This is a genomic window from Catenulispora pinisilvae, assembly GCF_015356865.1.
In the GTDB taxonomy this organism is placed as follows: Bacteria; Actinomycetota; Actinomycetes; order Streptomycetales; family Catenulisporaceae; genus Catenulispora; species Catenulispora pinisilvae.
Genome location: NZ_JAAFZA010000016.1, coordinates 39,916 through 58,982, shown reverse-complemented (window position 1 = coordinate 58,982; position 19,067 = coordinate 39,916). Strand labels below are relative to the sequence as shown.

The 19,067-nt window shown below is 73.7% G+C and carries 1 protein-coding gene; it reads left to right on the top strand.

What is annotated here, in order from left to right:
* Positions 1–8: 8 nt before the first annotated feature.
* Positions 9–19,034, top strand: a complete 19,026-nt coding sequence (locus IZR01_RS07065) for a type I polyketide synthase (RefSeq protein ID WP_438939688.1) — start codon at positions 9–11, stop codon at positions 19,032–19,034.
* Positions 19,035–19,067 lie beyond the last annotated feature (33 nt).

Genomic DNA, 19,067 nt, shown 5'->3' with positions numbered 1-19,067 from the left:
AGCTGGGAATTTCCGAGAGGATTGGGATTTCGGTGGCTAGCGAGGCGGAACTCCGCGACTACCTGAAGTGGGCGACGACCAGCCTGCACGAAGCGCGCGAAAGGGTGCGCGAACTGGAGGAGGGGGCCCACGAACCGATCGCTGTCGTGGCGATGGGCTGCCGCCTGCCCGGCGGCGTCCGCGACCCGGAGGGCCTGTGGGACCTGGTCGACTCCGGCACCGACGCGATGGGCGGCTTCCCGGCCGACCGCGGCTGGGACATCGATGCCCTCTTCAACGCCGACCGGGAGAACGCCGGCACCTCCTATGTGCGCGAAGGCGGGTTCGTCTACGACGCCGCGCAGTTCGACGCCGGCTTCTTCGGCATCAACCCGCGTGAGGCGCTGGCGATGGACCCGCAGCAGCGGTTGCTGCTGGAGACGTCCTGGGAGGCGCTGGAGCACGCGGGCCTGGACCCGAGGTCGCTGCGCGGCAGCCGGACCGGCGTGTTCGTCGGCGCCTCGCTGTCCGGCTACGGCGTGGGCCTGGCCGGCCGGGCCGGGGAGGCCGGCGAGGTCGCCGGCTACCTGCTGACCGGCATCTCCGGCAGCGTCATCTCCGGCCGCCTGTCCTACGTGCTGGGGCTCGAAGGCCCGGCGGTCACCGTGGACACCGCCTGTTCCTCGGCGCTGGTGGCGCTGCACCTGGCCTGCCAGGCGCTGCGCTCCGGCGAATGCGACATGGCGTTGGCCGGCGGCGTCATGGTGATGGCCGACCCCGCGGTCTTCACCGAGTTCTCCAAGCAGCAGGGCCTGGCCGCCGACGGCCGGTGCAAGTCGTTCGCCACCGCCGCCGACGGCACCGGCTGGGCCGAGGGCGCGGGCATCATCCTGGTGGAGCGGCTGTCCGACGCGCGCCGCAACGGTCACGAGGTCCTCGCGGTGGTGCGGGGCAGCGCGGTGAACCAGGACGGCGCGTCCAACGGCCTGACCGCGCCGAACGGCCCCTCGCAGCGGCGCGTCATCCGGGCCGCGCTGACCGGCGCCGGCCTGACCGCCGCCGACGTGGACGCGGTCGAGGGCCACGGCACCGGGACCACGCTCGGCGACCCGATCGAGGCGCGGGCACTGCTGGAGACCTACGGCCGGGCCCGCTCGGCGGACCGACCGCTGTGGCTGGGATCGCTGAAGTCGAACATCGGGCACGCGCAGGCGGCGGCCGGCGCGGCCGGCGTCATCAAGATGGTGATGGCGCTGCGGCACCAGAAGCTGCCGCGCACGCTGCACGTGGACGAGCCGTCGTCGCTGGTCGACTGGAGCGCCGGGAATGTCAGGCTGCTGACGGAGCCGGTGGCGTGGCCGGCCGGGGAGCGGGTCCGCCGGGCCGGCGTGTCGGCGTTCGGGGTCGGCGGGACGAACGCGCACGTGATCTTGGAGGAGGCGCCGGACGACGTCTCGGTCGCCGGATCTCAGGACACCGCGTCGGCTGGCGGCGAGCAGGCCGTCGCGGAGGCTCAGCCCGCCGTCCCGGTGGTGTCGGGGACCGCGTCGTTGGTGGTGTCGGCGCGATCGGACGCCGCACTGCGCGCCCAGGCCGCCAAGCTGCGCGGCTTCCTGGCGGCCCGGCCGGAGACGGACCTGCGGGATGTGGCATGGTCGCTGGCCGCCACCCGGTCTGCGTTCGAGCACCGGGCGGTGGTGCGGACCACGGACGAACTGGCCGCACTGGCCGAGGGGCGGCTCTCGGCGGAGGCGCCGACGGGAGTGTCCCGGCCGGGGACCCGGGTGGGCTTTGTGTTCGCGGGTCAGGGTTCGCAGCGTGCTGGGATGGCCGCGGGTCTGTATGCGGCGTCTCCGGTGTTCGCCGCGGCCTTCGATGAGGCTTGTGGGTTGATCGAGGGGCATCTCGGTCTGCCGGTGCGTGAGGTGGCGCTGGGTACGGCCGCTGACGCCGAGGAGCTGGCGAATCAGACTGTTTATGCGCAGGCGGCTTTGTTCGCTTTGCAGGTCGGTGTGGTGGCGATGCTCGGCGCTGTCGGTGTTGCGCCTGCTGCTGTTGCCGGTCATTCGATCGGTGAGGTCGCGGCTGCGTATGCCGCCGGGGCGTTGTCTCTGGTCGATGCGTGCGCGTTGGTGGCGGCTCGTGGTCGGTTGATGCAGGCGCTGCCGACCGGCGGTGCGATGACGTCGATCGCGGCGCCGGAAGCGGAGGTCCTGGCGGCGCTCGACGGTGTCGAAGGGGTCTTCGTCGCCGCGGTGAACGGCCCGTCCGCGACCGTGATCTCCGGTGAGAAGGACGCGGTGGACGCCGTCGCGGCGAAGTTCGCCGATCGTGGCAGCCGGGTCCGGTCGCTGCGGGTCAGCCATGCCTTCCATTCACATCGGATGGATGCGGCGCTGCCCGAGCTGTCACAGGCTGCTGATGTCCTGGCCTGGAATGCCACGACCATTCCGTGGGTGAGCACCGCGACCGGCGCTGTCATCGAGTCCTGCGACGGCGCTTACTGGGCCGACCAGGCCCGTGGCGCGGTGCGGTTCGCCGACGCCGTCACGACGATGGCCGGCTTGGACGTCCAAGAGTTCATTGAGATCGGGCCGGACAGCACGCTGTGCGCGTTCGGTACGCAGACTTTGCCGGACGCCGGCTTCACGTCGCTTTTGCGTCCCGGGCACGAGGCTTCGGACACGGTCCTGAACGGTCTGGCGCGCGCCTGGACGTCCGGCGTGCCCGTCGACTGGACCGCGGTCCTCGGTTCCGGGCAGCGGGTGAACCTGCCGACCTATGCCTTCCAGCACCAGCATTACTGGCTCCAGACGTCGGGCTCCGATGAGTCCACGGACGGTGCCCGCGCCGGGTCGCCGGCCGAGGACCGGTTCTGGGCCGCCGTCGAGGACGGCGATCTGGACACCCTGACCGAGACCCTGGCGGTCGGCGAGCAGTGGCCGTTCGGCGATGTCGTGCCGGAGCTGGCCGCGTGGCGGCGCCGGGAGTCGGGCCGGACGGTGACGGACGGCTGGCGCTACCGGCTCGGCTGGTCGCCGGTTGCGGATCCGGAGGCGGCCGGGCTGGCCGGGAACTGGCTTCTGGTGGCCCCGGCCGGGGACGCCGAGGCGGCCGCGACGGTCTCATCGGTCGCGACCGCGTTGTCCGCCCGCGGTGTCCAGGTGGTTCAGGTCGCCGAGGTGGCCGGGGACACCGCGCGCGAGGCGCTGGCCGAGCGGCTGGGACGGGCCCGGGACGAGGCCGGCCAGGTGGCCGGGGTGCTGTCGCTGCTCGCCCTGGACTCCTCGCCGCTGGCGGGGAATCCGGAGGTGACCACGGGTCTGGCCGGGACCCTGAGCCTGGTGCAGGCGCTCGGCGACGCCGGTGTCGAGGCGCCGCTGTGGCTGCTGACCCAAGGGGCGGTCGCGGCCGGCTCCGCCGATGTCCTCTCCGCCCCGCTCCAGGCCCAGGCCTGGGGTCTGGGCCGGGTGGCCGCGCTGGAGCACCCGGACCGCTGGGGCGGTCTGATCGACCTGCCCGCGGTGCTGGACGACCGGGCCGCCGCACGGCTGTGCGGGGTGCTGGCCGGGTGCGGCGAGGACCAGGTCGCCGTGCGCGCCACGGGGATCATGGCCCGCAGGCTGAGCCGGGCCGCGGGGTCCGCCGATACTTCGTGGACGCCGCGCGGCACGGTCCTGATCACCGGCGGCACCGGGGCCGTCGCCGGCCACGTGGCCCGCTGGGCGGTCGACGAAGGGGCCTCGAAGCTGGTGCTGACCAGCCGGTCCGCGGCGGCCGCGGCCGGAGCCGCCGCGCTGGTCGCCGGGCTCGCCGACCGGGGCGCCGAGGTGGAGCTGGTCGCCGCCGACGTCGCCGACCGGGATCAGCTCTCTGAGCTTCTGGCCCGGACCGGCGCGCTGTCCGCGGTCCTGCACACCGCGGGCGTCGTCGACGACGGGCTCCTGGACGGTATGGATTCCGCGAAGCTGGCCCGGGTTCTGGCGGCGAAGGCCGTCGGCGCGGCGAACCTGGACGAGCTGACCGCGGATCAGGACCTGGACGCGTTCGTGTTGTTCTCGTCGTCGGTGGCGACGTTCGGTGGCCCCGGGCAGGGTAACTACGCGGCGGCCAACGCTTATCTGGACGCGCTGGCCCAGGCTCGCCGCGACCGCGGACTGCCGGCGACCTCCGTCGCCTGGGGCCCGTGGGCCGGCGACGGCATGGCGCAGGCCAGCGAGGCGGCACGTCAGCGGGTGCGGCGCAGCGGCCTGCCGGCGATGGCGCCGGACCTGGCGCTGGAAGCACTCGGCCGGGTGGCGGTCGGTCCGCAGGCGCTGGTCGCGGTCATGGACGTGGACTGGGACCGGTTCGGCGACAGCGCGCAGGCCCTGGCCTCCCCGCTGCTGCGTGAGCTCCCCGACATCGCCCGCGCGGCCCGGGTCGTCACCTCGGTCCCGGAGCCGGAGGGCGAACTCGCCCGGCAGCTGGCCGGCCTGTCGCCGGCCGAGCAGGTGCGCGAGCTCACCGACGTGGTGCGCTCGGCGGCGGCCGGGGTGCTCGGGCACGCCACCGCCGACGCCGTCGAGGCCGGGCGGGCCTTCAACGACCTCGGCTTCGACTCGCTGACCTCCCTGGAACTGCGCAACCGGCTGTCGGCGACCTGCGGTCTGAAACTGTCGGCCACCCTGGTCTTCGACTACCCCACCCCGATCCTGCTCGCCCAGCACCTGCGGGCCGAGCTGATCGGGCAACTGCCCTCGGACCCGGCGCGCCCTTCGTCCCGGGGCCCGGCGGCTGCCGACGAGCTGATCGCGATCGTCGGTATGGGCTGCCGGTTCCCCGGCGGCGTCCGCGACCCGCGCGGCCTGTGGGACCTGCTGGCCGCCGGCGGTGACGCCATCTCCGGCTTCCCGACCGACCGCGGCTGGGACATGGACGACATCTACGACCCGGACCCGGACCGGCCCGGGACGTCGTATGTGCGGGCCGGCGGCTTCATCCACGACGTGACCGAGTTCGATCCGGAGTTCTTCGGGATCAGCCCGCGTGAGGCGCTGGCGATGGACCCGCAGCAGCGGCTGCTGCTGGAGGTGTCCTGGGAAGCGCTGGAACAGGCGGGGATCGAACCGAAGACGCTTCAGGGCTCTGCGACCGGGATCTACGCCGGCGCGGCTTTCTCCGGCTACGGGATGAGCCTGGCCGGCGGCTCGACCGAGGGCTACCTGCTGACCGGGATCTCCACGAGTGTCCTGTCCGGCCGGGTCGCCTACACCCTGGGCCTGGAGGGCCCGGCGGTGACGATCGACACCGCGTGCTCGTCCTCGTTGGTGGCGCTGCACCTGGCCTGCCAGGCGCTGCGCACCGGGGAGTGCGACCTGGCGCTGGCCGGCGGCGTGTCGGTGACGGTCACCCCGGCGGTGTTCGTCGGTTTCTCCCGGCAGCGCGGCGTGTCGGAGGACGGCCGCTGCAAGTCCTTCGGCGCCGGGGCCGACGGCTCCGGCTGGGCCGAGGGCGCCGGCATGATCGTGGTGGAGCGGCTGTCGGACGCGGTGCGCAACGGTCACCGCGTGTTGGCTGTGGTGCGGGGCAGTGCGACGAACCAGGACGGTGCGTCGAATGGTCTGACGGCGCCGAACGGTCCCTCGCAGCAGCGGGTGATCCGGGCCGCGCTGCGCAACGCGGGTCTGGGCACCAGCGATGTGGACGTGGTCGAGGCGCACGGCTCTGGTACCTCGCTGGGCGACCCGATCGAAGCCGGCGCGGTGCTGGCGACCTATGGGCAGGGCCGGCCGGAGGATCGGCCGCTGTGGCTGGGTTCGGTGAAGTCGAACATCGGTCACGCCCAGGCCGCGGCCGGTGCCGCCGGTCTGATCAAGATGGTGATGGCGCTGCGCAATGGCGTGCTGCCGCAGACGCTGCACGCCGAGGAGCCGTCGCCGCTGGTCGACTGGTCGGCGGGCGATGTCAGGCTCCTGACCACCGCTATGCCGTGGGACGGGGACGGACGTCCGCGCCGGGCCGGGGTGTCCGGTTTCGGGATCTCCGGGACGAACGCGCACGTGATCTTGGAGGAGGCGCCGGCCGCGGTCGACGGGGCGGCGGATGGCGACGGTGACGGTGACGACGACAGTGACGGCTCGGCCGATGCCGTGGCTGCCATCGCGGCGGCATCGGTTCCGGTGGTGCTTGCCGACGGCGCGCTGCCGTGGGTGGTGTCGGGGCGTTCTGACGCGGCGCTGCGGGCGCAGGCCGGTCGGCTGCGGGAGTTCGTGCTGGCACAGCCGGGGCTGGATCCGGTTGACGTCGCCCATTCGCTGGCGGTCACCCGGTCGGTCTTCGAGCACCGGGCCGTGGTGGTCGGGTCGTATGCGGAGTCGTTGGCGGCGGTGGCGACCGGTCAGGCTGCTGACGCGGTGGTCTCGGGCCTGATGCCGGCAACCGGGACTGGCCGGACGGTGTTCGTCTTCCCGGGGCAGGGTGCGCAGTTCGCCGGTATGGGCCGCGAGCTGCTGAACACGTCCCCGATTTTCGCGGCGCGGATGGCTGAGTGCGGAGCTGCGTTGGCTCCGTTGGTGTCGTGGTCGTTGTTGGATGTGGTGGCCGGGGCCGATGGTGCGCCTTCGCTTGACGCGGCTGAGGTTTTCCAGCCGGTGCTGTGGGCGGTTCTGGTTTCGCTGGCTGCGGTGTGGCAGGCGGCCGGTGTCATACCGGATGCCGTGGTCGGTCATTCGCAGGGCGAGATCGCGGCTGCGACCGTGGCCGGGGCGTTGTCGTTGGAGGATGCGGCGCGGGTCGTCGTTATTCGCTCGCGCGCCCTGTCCTCCTTGAACGCCGCGGGCGCGATGGTGTCCGTCGTCATGCCCGAGGACCGCGTCAGGGAGCTGATTGCCGGTCGCGATGGGCTCGCGGTCGCGGCGGTGAATTCGCCTGCTGCGACGGTGGTGTCCGGTGACCCGGAATCGGTCGCGGCTTTTGAAGCAGAACTGGCCAAGCAGCGGGTGCTTCGGTGGCGGCTGCCGGTGGTGGATTACGTCGCGCATTCGGCTGGCGCCGACGCGCTGGAGAGCGTGCTGGCTGAAGGGCTGGCCGGGATCGAGCCGCAGGCGGCGCGCGTCCCGATGCTGTCGACTGTGACCGGTCAGTGGCTTGCGGGCACTGAGCTGGATGGCGGCTACTGGTTCGCGAACGTCCGGGACACCGTCCGCTTCGCCGACGCGGTCAGGGTTCTGGCTGCCGGAGGCTACGGCTCGTTCATCGAGGTCTCGCCGCAGCCGGTTCTCACCATGGCGATCACCGAGACCACCGAAGCGGCCGGACATGACCTCAACCTGGTCACCGGCACCGTCGAGCGCGAGAACCCCGGTGCCGAACGCCTGATCCGCGCCTTCGCGACCGCGTTCGTCGCCGGAATCGGGATCGACTGGCCGGCGGTGGTCGGCGCGGGCGAGACCGTGGAGCTCCCGACCTACGCCTTCCAGCGTCAGCGTTACTGGCCTGACACCAACCCCGCGATGCCTATGCAGGCCACGGCCGATCCGGCGGACGAGCGGTTCTGGACCGCGGTCGAGAACGAGGACTTCGAGGTCCTGGCCGACGCGCTGGAGATGGCGGACCACGGTCAGCTCAGCACGGTCCTCCCGGCGTTGGCCGCCTGGCGTCGTCGGGAGCGGGATCGCTCCGCGGGCGACGGCTGGCGCTACCGGGTGACGTGGTCGCCGTTCGGCGCGTCGGAGTCGGCGACGCTTTCGGGGACCTGGCTGCTGGTCGCGCCGGCGGATGTCCGGCCGGATCTGGTTGCCGCGACCGGTGCGGCGTTGGCGGGCCGTGGTGCGCAGGTGTCGTCGGTGGCCGTCGATGTGCTCGACGTCCTCGGTGGTGCGGACGCCGGTCGTGCGGCGCTGGGCGGTCTGATCGAGGCGGCGTTGGGCGATCGGTCAGAGGCGATCGCCGGTGTGGTCTCGCTGTTGGCGCTGGACGAGCGCGCGGTGCCGGGGCTGGAGGATGTTCCGGCCGGTCTGGCCGGCACGTTGGGCCTGTTGCAGGCGCTGGGCGATACCGGTGTGCCGGCCCCGCTGTGGGTTCTGACCAGCGGTGCGGTCGCCACGAACGTGGGCGATCAGCTGACCAACCCGGTGCAGGCGCAGGTCTGGGGTCTCGGCCTGGCCGCCGGACCGGAGTATCCGGACCGCTGGGGCGGTTTGGTCGACCTGCCGCCGGTGCTGGACGACCGGGCCGCCGCGCGGCTGTGCGGGGTGCTGGCCGCGACTGACACCGGATCAGGGGTCGAAGACCAGGTCGCCATCCGTGACGGCGTGGTCCTGGGCCGGCGTCTGGTCCGGGCGATGGGATCGCGCGAGCGCGGTCCCTGGGCACCGCGCGGCACCGTGCTGGTGACCGGCGGGTCCGGCGCCATCGCCGGACATCTGGCCGGGTGGCTCGCCGAACGCGAGGCGCCCCGGATCGTGCTGGCCAGCCGGGGCGGCCCCGCCGCCTTCGGCACCGCGGCCCAGGCCGCCGCGCTGGCCGAGGCCGGATCCCGGGTCGACGTCGTGGTCTGCGACGTCTCCCGGCGTGCGGACGCCGCCGGGCTGCTGGCCCGCATCGGCGCCGACGGCCCGGCGCTGTCCACGGTGCTGCACACCGCGGGCGTCCTGGACGACGGCCTGCTCGACGGCCTGGACCCCGGGCGGCTGGCCTCGGTGCTGGCCGCCAAGGCCACCGGCGCCGAGCACCTCGACGAGCTCACCGCCGAGGCGGACCTGGACGCCTTCGTGCTCTTCTCCTCGGCCGCGGCCACCCTCGGCGGCCCGGGGCAGGGCAACTACGGGGCCGCCAACGCCTACCTCGACGCCCTCGCCCGCCGCCGCGCGGCGCGCGGCCTGGCCGCCCTGTCGGTGGCGTGGGGCCCGTGGGCGGTCGGCATGGCCCAGTCCAACGAGGCGGTGCGGCAGCGCATGAGCCGCGGCCCGCTGCCGCCGATGGACCCGCGTCCGGCGCTGGCCGCGCTCGGCCGGGCGCTGGCGACCGGGGACGACCTGGTCGCGGTGATGGACGTGGACTGGACGCAGGTGGTCGCCGATCCGGCCGCCGCCCGGCACCCGTTCTTCCGGGACCTGCCCGACGTGCGCGAGATCGCCGCCCGCCCGGCCGCGGCCGCCGCGCCCGAGCCGCCGGCCGGCGACCTGGCCCGCCGGCTGGCCGTGCTCTCCCGCGCCGACCAGGAGCGGCAACTCGTCGGCCTGGTCCTCGCCGAGGTCATGGCGGTACTCGGACACGACCCGGCGGCCACCGCGATCGATCCCGGGCGGCCGTTCAGCGCCCTCGGCTTCGACTCGCTGACCTCGCTGGAGATGCGGCAGCGGCTCAGTGCCGCGACCGAGCTGCGGCTGACCGCGACCCTGCTGTTCGACTACCCGACCCCGCTGGCGCTGGCCGGCCACCTGCGCGAGGAACTGCTCGGCGCACTCGCCGACGACAGCTCCGGCGCCTCGGTGACCGTGGTCCAGGCGCCGGTGGACGAGCCCATCGCGATCGTCGGTATGGGCTGCCGGTTCCCCGGCGGCGCGGACGGCCCCGAGCGGCTGTGGGAGTTGCTGGCCCAGGGCCGGGACGCGATCGCCGAGTTCCCGACCGACCGCGGCTGGGACCTGGAATCCCTTTACGATCCGGACCCGGACCACGCCGGGACCTCGTACACGCGCTACGGCGGCTTCGTGAACGACGCCGGCGGTTTCGATCCGGCGTTCTTCGGGATCAGCCCGCGCGAGGCGCTGGCGATGGACCCGCAGCAGCGGCTGCTGCTGGAGGTCTGCTGGGAGGCGTTCGAGCACGCCGGCCTGGACCCGGAGGCGATGCGCGGCACCCGCACCGGCGTGTTCGCCGGCGCGACCACCTCGGGCTACGGCGGCCCGCTGGTCGGCGGTTCCTCGGAGGGCTACCTGCTCACCGGCACCGCGACGAGCGTGCTGTCCGGCCGTGTCTCCTACACCCTGGGCCTGGAGGGCCCGGCGGTGACGATCGACACCGCGTGCTCCTCCTCGCTGGTCGCCCTGCACCAAGCCGCGCAGGCGCTGCGTTCGGGCGAATGCACGATGGCACTGGCCGCGGGTGTGTCGATCATGGTGACCCCGGCGGTCTTCGTCGGGTTCTCGCGGCAGCGCGGGATGTCCGAGGACGGCCGCTGCAAGTCGTTCGGTGCGGAGGCGGACGGTTCGGGTTGGGCTGAGGGCGCGGGCGTCGTCGTCCTCGAACGGCTCTCCGAAGCCCGCCGCAACGGGCACCGGGTGCTGGCCGTGGTCGCCGGCAGCGCACTGAATCAGGATGGCGCGTCGAACGGTCTGACCGCGCCGAACGGACCCTCACAGCAGCGCGTCATCCGCGCGGCGTTGCAGAACGCGGGCGTGGACCCGGGCGACGTGGACGTGGTGGAGGCGCACGGTTCGGGCACCTCGCTGGGCGACCCGATCGAGGCACAGGCGCTGCTGGCCACCTACGGCCAGACCCGGACGCCGGAGCGGCCGCTGTGGCTGGGCTCGATCAAGTCGAACTTCGGGCACCCGCAGGCGGCGGCCGGGGTGGCCGGGATCATCAAGATGGTGCTCGCGTTGCAGAACGGCGTGCTGCCCAAGACGCTGCACGCCGAGGAGCAGTCGCCGCACGTGGACTGGACGCCGGGCACCGTCCGGGTCCTGACGGAGGCGCGGGCCTGGCCGGTCGGGGAGCGAGCCCGGCTGGCCGGGGTGTCGGCCTTCGGGATGAGCGGGACCAACGCGCACATCATCATCGGCGACGCGCCGGACGCCGCCGAAGTGGTCGCGGACCCCGCGCTGCCCGCCGACGACCCGGCGGAGCACGACACCGGTGCCAGTGCCGGTGCCGGTGCCTTGACTGCGGATTCCGTGGTTCCGGTGGTAGTCACCGAAGACGTGGTGCCGTGGGTGGTGTCGGGTCGCACCGATGGCGCGCTGCGGGCGCAGGCCGGTCGGTTGCGGGAGTTCGCGCTGGCGCGGCCGGAGCTGGATCCGCGGGACACGGGCCATTCGTTGGCGGTGACGCGGTCGGTGTTCGAGCACCGCGCTGTGGTGCTCGGGTCTTACGCCGAGTCGTTGGCGGCGTTGGCGACCGGTCAGGCTGCTGATGCAGTGGTCTCCGGTGTGGTCTCGGACGCTGGTACGGGTCGGTCGGTGTTCGTGTTCCCGGGTCAGGGTGCGCAGTTCGCCGGTATGGGTCGCGAGTTGTTGGAGTCGTCTCCGGTGTTCGCGGCGCGGATGGCGGAGTGCGGAGCGGCGTTGGCTCCGTTGGTGTCATGGTCGCTGCTGGATGTGGTGCGTGGCGGCCAGGGTGCGCCTTCGCTTGATGCGGCTGAGGTTTTCCAGCCGGTGCTGTGGGCGGTTCTGGTGTCCCTCGCAGCGGTGTGGGAAGCCGCCGGTGTCATACCGGATGCGGTGGTCGGTCATTCGCAGGGCGAGATCGCTGCTGCGACGGTCGCCGGGGCGTTGTCGTTGGAGGACGCGGCACGGGTCGTTGTCATCCGGTCGCGGGCTCTGTCTTCGCTGAACGCGGCAGGCGCGATGGTGTCGGTGGTCATGCCCGAGGATCGTGTCAGGGAACTGATCGCCGGTCGCGAGGGTCTTGCCATCGCAGCGGTGAACTCTCCTGCCGCGACTGTTGTCTCGGGTGATCCGGCGTCGGTGGACGCTTTCGAGGCGGAGCTGGCTAAGAAGCGCGTGCTGCGGTGGCGGCTGCCGGTGGTGGACTACGTCGCGCACTCGGCAGGAGCCGACGCGCTTGAAAGTGTGCTGGCTGAAGGGCTGGCCGGGATCGACCCGCAGGCGGCTCGGATCCCGATGTTGTCGACGGTGACCGGTCAGTGGCTTGCGGGTACTGAGTTGGATGGCGGCTACTGGTTCGCGAACGTCCGCGACACGGTCCGCTTCGCCGACGCGATCAGGGAGCTGACCGCAGACGGCTACGGCTCGTTCATCGAGGTCTCTGCGCAGCCGGTCCTCACCATGGCGATCACTGAGACCGCCGAGGAAGCGGGCCACGACCTCAACCTGGTGACCGGCACCGTCGAGCGCGAGAACCCGGGGGCCGAGCGGCTGATCCGGGCCTTCGCGACCGCGTACGCCGCCGGAATCGGGATCGACTGGCCGGCGGTGATCGGCACCGGCCACAGCATCGACCTCCCGACCTACGCCTTCCAGCGCCAGCGTTACTGGCCGGACGAGGTCGCCGCCGTGGCGCCCGCCGACAGCGCGAACGCGACCGACGATCAGTTCTGGGCGGCCGTGGAGGCCATGGACCTGGAGACGTTGGCCGACACGCTGGCCATCGAAGACTCCGAACGGCTCGGTGCGGTCGTGCCGGCGTTGGCCGCGTGGCGGCGCCGGGAGAACGACCGGTCGGCGACGGCCGGCTGGCGCTATCGGGCCGACTGGGTCGCGGTGCCCGAGCCGCAGGCGTCGGTGCTGTCCGGGACCTGGCTGCTGATCGCCGCGGCGAGCGCCGACCGCGCTCTGGTCGAGGCGACGGCGGCGACCTTGGCCGACCGCGGTGCGCGGGTCGTGCCGCTGGACGTCGACACCGACGGTGTGGACCGCGCGGCGCTGGCCGAGCGGATCAGTGCCCTGCGCGACGCCGCGGACGGACCGCTGTCCGGCGTCCTGTCGCTGCTCGCGCTCGACGAGGGCGACCTGCCGGGCCGGCCCGGTGTGGGCTTCGGGATCGCGGCGTCGCAGGCGCTGGTGCAGGCCCTCGGGGACAGCGCGGTCGAGGCGCCCCTGTGGTTCCTGACGTCCGGCGCCGTCGCGGTCAGCGGCGGCGAGGCACTTACCCGTCCGACGCAGGCCCAGGTCTGGGGTCTGGGCCGGGTCGTGGCGCTGGAGCACCCCGAGCGCTGGGGCGGCGTCATCGACCTGCCCGCGGCGCTCGACGACCGCACCTCCGCGCGGCTGTGCGCGGTGCTGGCCGCGGCCGATCCGGGATCCGGCTTTGAAGACCAGGTCGCGATCCGGGCCGGCGGGACCTACGCGCGCCGGCTGATCCGGGCCGCCCGGCTTCGGGGCGGCCACGCCTGGCAGCCCCGCGGCAGCGTCCTGATCACCGGCGGCACCGGCGCGGCGGCTCAGCACGTCGCGGCCTGGCTCGCCGAGCGCGGCGCCCCGCGGATCGTGTTGGCCGGCCGCACCGGCCCGGCGGCCGGCGCCCTGGCCGGCCCGGTGGCCCGGCTGGCCGCCGCCGGCTCCGGCGTCACCGTCGTGGCCTGCGACACCGCCGACCGGGACCGGGTGTCGGGTCTGCTGGACCGGATCGACGCCGACGGCCCGGAGCTGCGTGCCGTCGTCCACACCGCGGGCGTCGGTCAGGGCACCGCGACCGCCGACACCACCGTCGATGAACTGGCCGCCGTCCTGGGCGGCAAGGCCGCCGGGGCGCGGCATCTGGACGAGCTGACCGCCGACCGCGAGCTGGACGCCTTCATCCTCTTCTCCTCGATCGCCGCCACGTGGGGCAGCGGTTTGCAGCCCGGCTACTCGGCGGCCAACACGTACCTGGACGCCCTCGCCGAGAACCGCCGATCGCGCGGTCTGTCCGCCACCTCGGTGGCCTGGGGTCCGTGGGGCGGCGGCGGGATGACCGACGCCGACGCCGGTCAGCAGCTGGAGCGCCGCGGCCTGCGGACGATGGACCCGCAGCTGCTGGTCCGGGCGCTGGCCGAGGCGGTCGACGGCGGCGAGGGCCCGATCACGGTCGCCGACGTGGACTGGGACCGCTTCGCCCCGCCCTACACGCTGCGCCGGCCCAGCCCGCTGCTGGCCGACCTGCCCGAGGCCCGCCGCGCGCTGGCCGGGGAAGCGGAGCAGGCAGACGGCGCCTCGGACGCCGCCTCGGCGCTGACCGGGCGGCTGGCCGACCTGCCCGCCGCCGAACGCGAACGGCACCTGGTCAACCTGGTCCGCACCGAGGCCGCGGCCGTCCTCGGCCACGACTCGGCCGACGCGGTCGAGGCCGCCCGGGCGTTCAGCGAGCTCGGCTTCGACTCGCTCACGTCGGTGGAGCTGCGCAACCGGGTGAGCGCGGCCACCGGGCTGCGGCTGCCGGCCACGTTGTTGTTCGACTACCCGACGCCGGCCGCGGTCGCGGACTTCGTGCGGGACCAGCTCGGCGGGTCGGCGGCTACCGACGACACGGCCGGGACGGTCGTGGTGGCCGCGGCCGCGGTGCAGGACGACCCGATCGTCATCGTCGCCATGGGCTGCCGGTTCCCCGGCGGGGTGAGCAGCCCGGAAGACCTGTGGGAGCTGGTCGCCTCCGGCTCCGACGCGGTGGGCGAGATCCCGGCCGATCGCGGCTGGGATCTGGACAGCCTCTTCGATCCGGATCCCGACCAGCCCGGCACCATGAACGTGCGGCAGGGGTCGTTCGTCGCCGACGCGGCGGGCTTCGATCCGGCGTTCTTCGGGATCAGCCCGCGTGAGGCGCTGGCGATGGACCCGCAGCAGCGGTTGCTGTTGGAGGTCGCCTGGGAATCGTTGGAGCGGGCCGGTATCGATCCGGATTCGCTGCGCGGCTCGGCTACCGGTGTCTTCGTCGGCGCCTCGCCGTCCGGGTACGGATACGGTCTCCAGGGCGGCCCGGCCGAGGGCTACTTGATGACCGGTACCGCGACCAGCGTGGTCTCCGGCCGGGTGTCCTACGCCCTGGGCCTGGAAGGCCCGGCGGTGACCGTGGACACCGCCTGTTCCTCCTCGCTGGTCGCGCTGCATCAGGCCGCGCAGGCGCTGCGGGCCGGGGAGTGCGAGCTGGCTCTGGTCGGCGGTGCGTGGGTGACCGCGACCCCGGGCGTGTTCCTGGGCTTCGGCCGACAGCACGGCCTCGCCCTCGACGGGCGCAGCAAGGCGTTCGGCGAATCGGCCGACGGCATGGGCGTCGGCGAGGGCGCCGGGATGATTGTGGTGGAGCGGCTGTCCGACGCGCGCCGCAACGGGCATCAGGTCCTTGCGGTGGTGCGGGGCAGCGCGATCAACCAGGACGGTGCGTCCAACGGTCTGACCGCGCCCAACGGTCCCTCGCAGCAGCGGGTGATCCGGGCCGCGCTGGCCAACGCCGGTCTGACCGCCGCCGACATCGACGCCGTGGAGGCACACGGCACCGGGACCCGGCTCGGCGACCCGATCGAGGCACAGGCTCTGCTGGCCACCTATGGACAGCACCGGCCCGAGGACGGCCGTCCGCTGTGGCTGGGGTCGCTGAAGTCGAACATCGGGCACGCCCAGGCCGCCGCCGGGGTGGCCGGCGTGATCAAGATGGTGATGGCGCTGCAACGCCAGGAGCTGCCACGCACGCTGCACTCCGCCGAACCGTCGTCGCACGTGGACTGGACGGCCGGGAACGTCCGGCTCTTGGCGGAGCCGGTGGCGTGGCCGACCGGATCGGAGCGGGTCCGGCGGGCCGGGGTGTCGTCCTTCGGGATGAGCGGCACCAACGTCCACACGATCCTTGAGGAGGCCCCGGTCTTCGGCCCGGAGGCCGATGCCGACGCCGAGGTGGCCACCCCGGACGAAGCCCAGGAGGCGCTACGGCTGCCGGTGCTGTCCGGCGCCGCGACGCCGTGGGTGGTGTCCGGCCGGGGCGCCGACGCGCTGCGGGCGCAGGCCGAGCGCCTGCGGGCGTTCCTGACGGCCGGGCCCGACCTCGACCCGGGCGACGTGGCGTGGTCGCTGGCGACCACCCGCTCCGCGCTCGAAGACCGCGCGGTGGTCTTCGACCTCGACGGCCTGGCCGCGGTGATGGAGGGTCGCACCACGCCGGGTGTTCCGGTGGGCACGGCCCGGCCCGGGACGCGGGTTGGCTTCGTGTTCGCTGGTCAGGGTTCGCAGCGGGCTGGGATGGCGGCCGGGTTGTATGCGGCGTCTCCGGTGTTCGCGGCGGCCTTCGACGAGGCATGCGAGTCGATCGAGGGGCATCTCGGTCTGCCGGTGCGTGAAGTTGCGCTGGGCACGGCCGCCGATGCCGAGGAGCTGGCGAATCAGACTGTTTATGCGCAGTCTGCTTTGTTCGCGCTGCAAGTCGGTGTGGTGGCGATGCTGGCGGCTGTCGGTGTCGCGCCGTCCGCGGTGGCCGGCCATTCGGTGGGTGAGGTCGCCGCGGCGCACGCGGCCGGGGTGTTGTCTCTGGCCGATGCGTCTGCGCTGGTCGCGGCTCGCGGTCGGTTGATGCAGGCGCTGCCGACCGGTGGTGCCATGACGTCGATCGCGGCGCCGGAAGCGGAGGTCCTGACAGCGCTTGATGGCGTCGAAGGCATCTGGATCGCCGCGGTGAACGGTCCTTCGGCGACCGTGATCTCTGGCGAGAAGGACGCGGTGGACGCGGTCGCGGCGGTGTTCGCCGAACGAGGTGTCCGGGTCCGGTCGCTGCGCGTCAGCCATGCCTTCCACTCACATCGGATGGATCCGATGCTGGCCGAGCTGTCACAGGTTGCTGATTCTGTTGACTTCGCCCGGGCTGACGTCTCGTGGGTGAGTACGGCCACCGGCGCCGTCGTCGAGTCCTGCGACGGTTCGTACTGGGCCGACCAGGCCCGGAGTGCGGTGCGCTATGCCGATGCCGTGACGACGATGGCCGGTCTGGACATCGACCTGTTCATCGAGATCGGCCCCGACGGCACGCTGTCCGTCCTCGGGACGGCGACCGCACCGGATGCCGAGTTCGTTCCCTTGCTCCGTCCCGACCACGACGCCGCGACCACCGCCCTGACCGGCCTCGCGCGGGCCTGGGTGCACGGCGCCCCGGTCGACTGGGCCGCGGTCCTGGGCTTCGGCAACCGGGTCGAGCTGCCCACCTACGCCTTCCAGCGTCAGCGCTACTGGCCCTCGGTGACGCTCTCCCGTTCGCTGCTGCTCGGCACCGGGACCCCGAGTGCCGACGACAGCACCCAGTCGGCGATCGACGCCCGGTTCTGGGCCGCCGTCGAGGACGGCGACCTGGGCGCGCTGGCGGAGGGATTCGCCGCCGACGGTGAGCGGCCGTTCGGCGAAGTGCTGGGCGAGTTGGCCACCTGGCGCCGGCGCGAGCGGGACAACGCGCTGACCGACGCCTGGCGCTACCGGGTGACCTGGCCGCTGGTCGCCGAGCCCGCCGCTCCGGCGCTGGCCGGGGACTGGCTGGTGGTGGCGCCCGCGCCCGGTCCGGACGACGCCGGCTCCGACGTGGCCGCCGTCGTCGCGGCCCTGACCGAGCACGGCGCGCAGGTGAGGACCGTCGAGGCCGCCGCCGGGCAGACTTCCCGCGAGGACCTGGCGCGGCTGATCGGTGACCGCTTGCCGTCGGGCGGCCCGGCCGGTGTGGTGTCGCTGCTGGCGTTCGACGAGGGCCCGGTCCCCGGCGCGCCCGAGGTGCCCCGCGGTCTGGCCGCCACCCTGGGCCTGATCCAGGCGCTGGGCGACGTCCGGACGACGGCGCCGCTGTGGGTCCTGACCCGCGGCGCGATCGGCGCGGCCGCCGGCGAGACCGCGAGCCGGCCGCTCCAGGCACAGGCCTGGGGTCTGGGCCGGGTCGCAGCCCTGGAACATCCGGATCGCTGGGGCGGTCTGGTCGACCTGCCGCCGGTGTTGGACGGGCCGGCCGCCGCGCGGCTGTGCGGCGTGCTGGCCGGCCGCGGGGAGAACGAGGTCGCGGTCCGCGCCGACGGCAACCACGCCCGCCGCCTGGAGCACGCCCCGGCCGGGGCCGGGACGCCCTGGACGCCGCACGGCACGGTCCTGGTCACCGGCGGCACCGGCGCCATCGCCGGGCAGGTGGCCGACTGGCTGGCCGGCGGCGGCGCGGACCGGCTGGTGCTGACCAGCCGGTCCGGACCGGACGCGGCCGGCGTCGGACGGCTGGCCGCCGACCTGGCGGCCGGCGGCGCGGAGGTCGACGTCGTGGCCGCCGACATCGTGGACCGGGACCAGACCGCCGGGCTGCTGGCCCGCATCGGCGCGGCCGGGGCGGCGCTGTCCGCGGTCATGCACACCGCCGGGGTGCTGGACGACGGCGTCCTGGACGGCCTGGACACCGGGCGGCTGCGGACCGTGCTTGCGGCGAAGGCTGTGGGCGCGGCGAACCTGGACGAGCTGACCGCGGATCAGGACCTGGACGCGTTCGTGTTGTTCTCCTCGGCGGCGGCGACCTTCGGCGGCCCCGGGCAGGGCAACTACGCGGCGGCCAACGCCTATCTGGACGCGCTGGCCGAGGCCCGCCGCGGCCGCGGACTGCCGGGCCTGTCAGTGGCCTGGGGTCCGTGGGCCGGAGCGGGACTGGCGGCGGCCAGCGATGCGGTGCGGCAGCGGGTGCGGCGCGGCGGGCTGCCGGCGATGGAGCCGGAGCCGGCGGTGCGGGTGCTGAGCCGGGTGGCGGCCGGACCGGACGCGACGGTCGCGGTGATGGACGTGGACTGGACGCACTTCGCGTCCTCGTCGGCACCGTTCCTGCGCGGGGTCCCCGAGATCCGGCAGCTGGCCCCGGAGACCGAGGATGGTGCGGCGCCGGCCGGCGACCGTCTAACCGGTGAGATGGAACGCCGCCTGGCCGGGGTTCCGGCGGCGATGCGGCTGACGGTGCTGACCGATCTGGTCCGGACCGCCGCGGCCGCCGTGCTCGGCTACCCGTCCGTGGACGCGGTCGGCGCCGACCGGGCGTTCAGCGACCTCGGTTTCGACTCACTCACCTCGCTGGAGTTGCGCAACAACCTGGCGGTCGCCTCCGGGCTGCCGCTGTCGGCGACGCTCGTGTTCGACTACCCGACCCCGGCGATCCTCGCCGAGCACCTGCGCTCCGAGGCCTTCGCCGCGGACGAGCCGGACCACCAGCCGATCCTGACCAGCCTCGAGGAGCTGGCCGAGACGCTGGCCGCGGCCGGGCTCGACGGCGCCGGGCGCGGTGACGTACTGGCCCGGCTGGAGGCACTGGCCCGGGACCTGCGGAGCGCGCAGAGCGCCGAGCCGGTCCCCGACCGGGAGCTCCAGACCGCGACCGACGCCGAGATGTTCGAGCTCCTGGAGCGCGAACTCCAAGACCCTGACTTCGACTAGCCGCAGATCCAACACGGTCACACAGAATGGCGA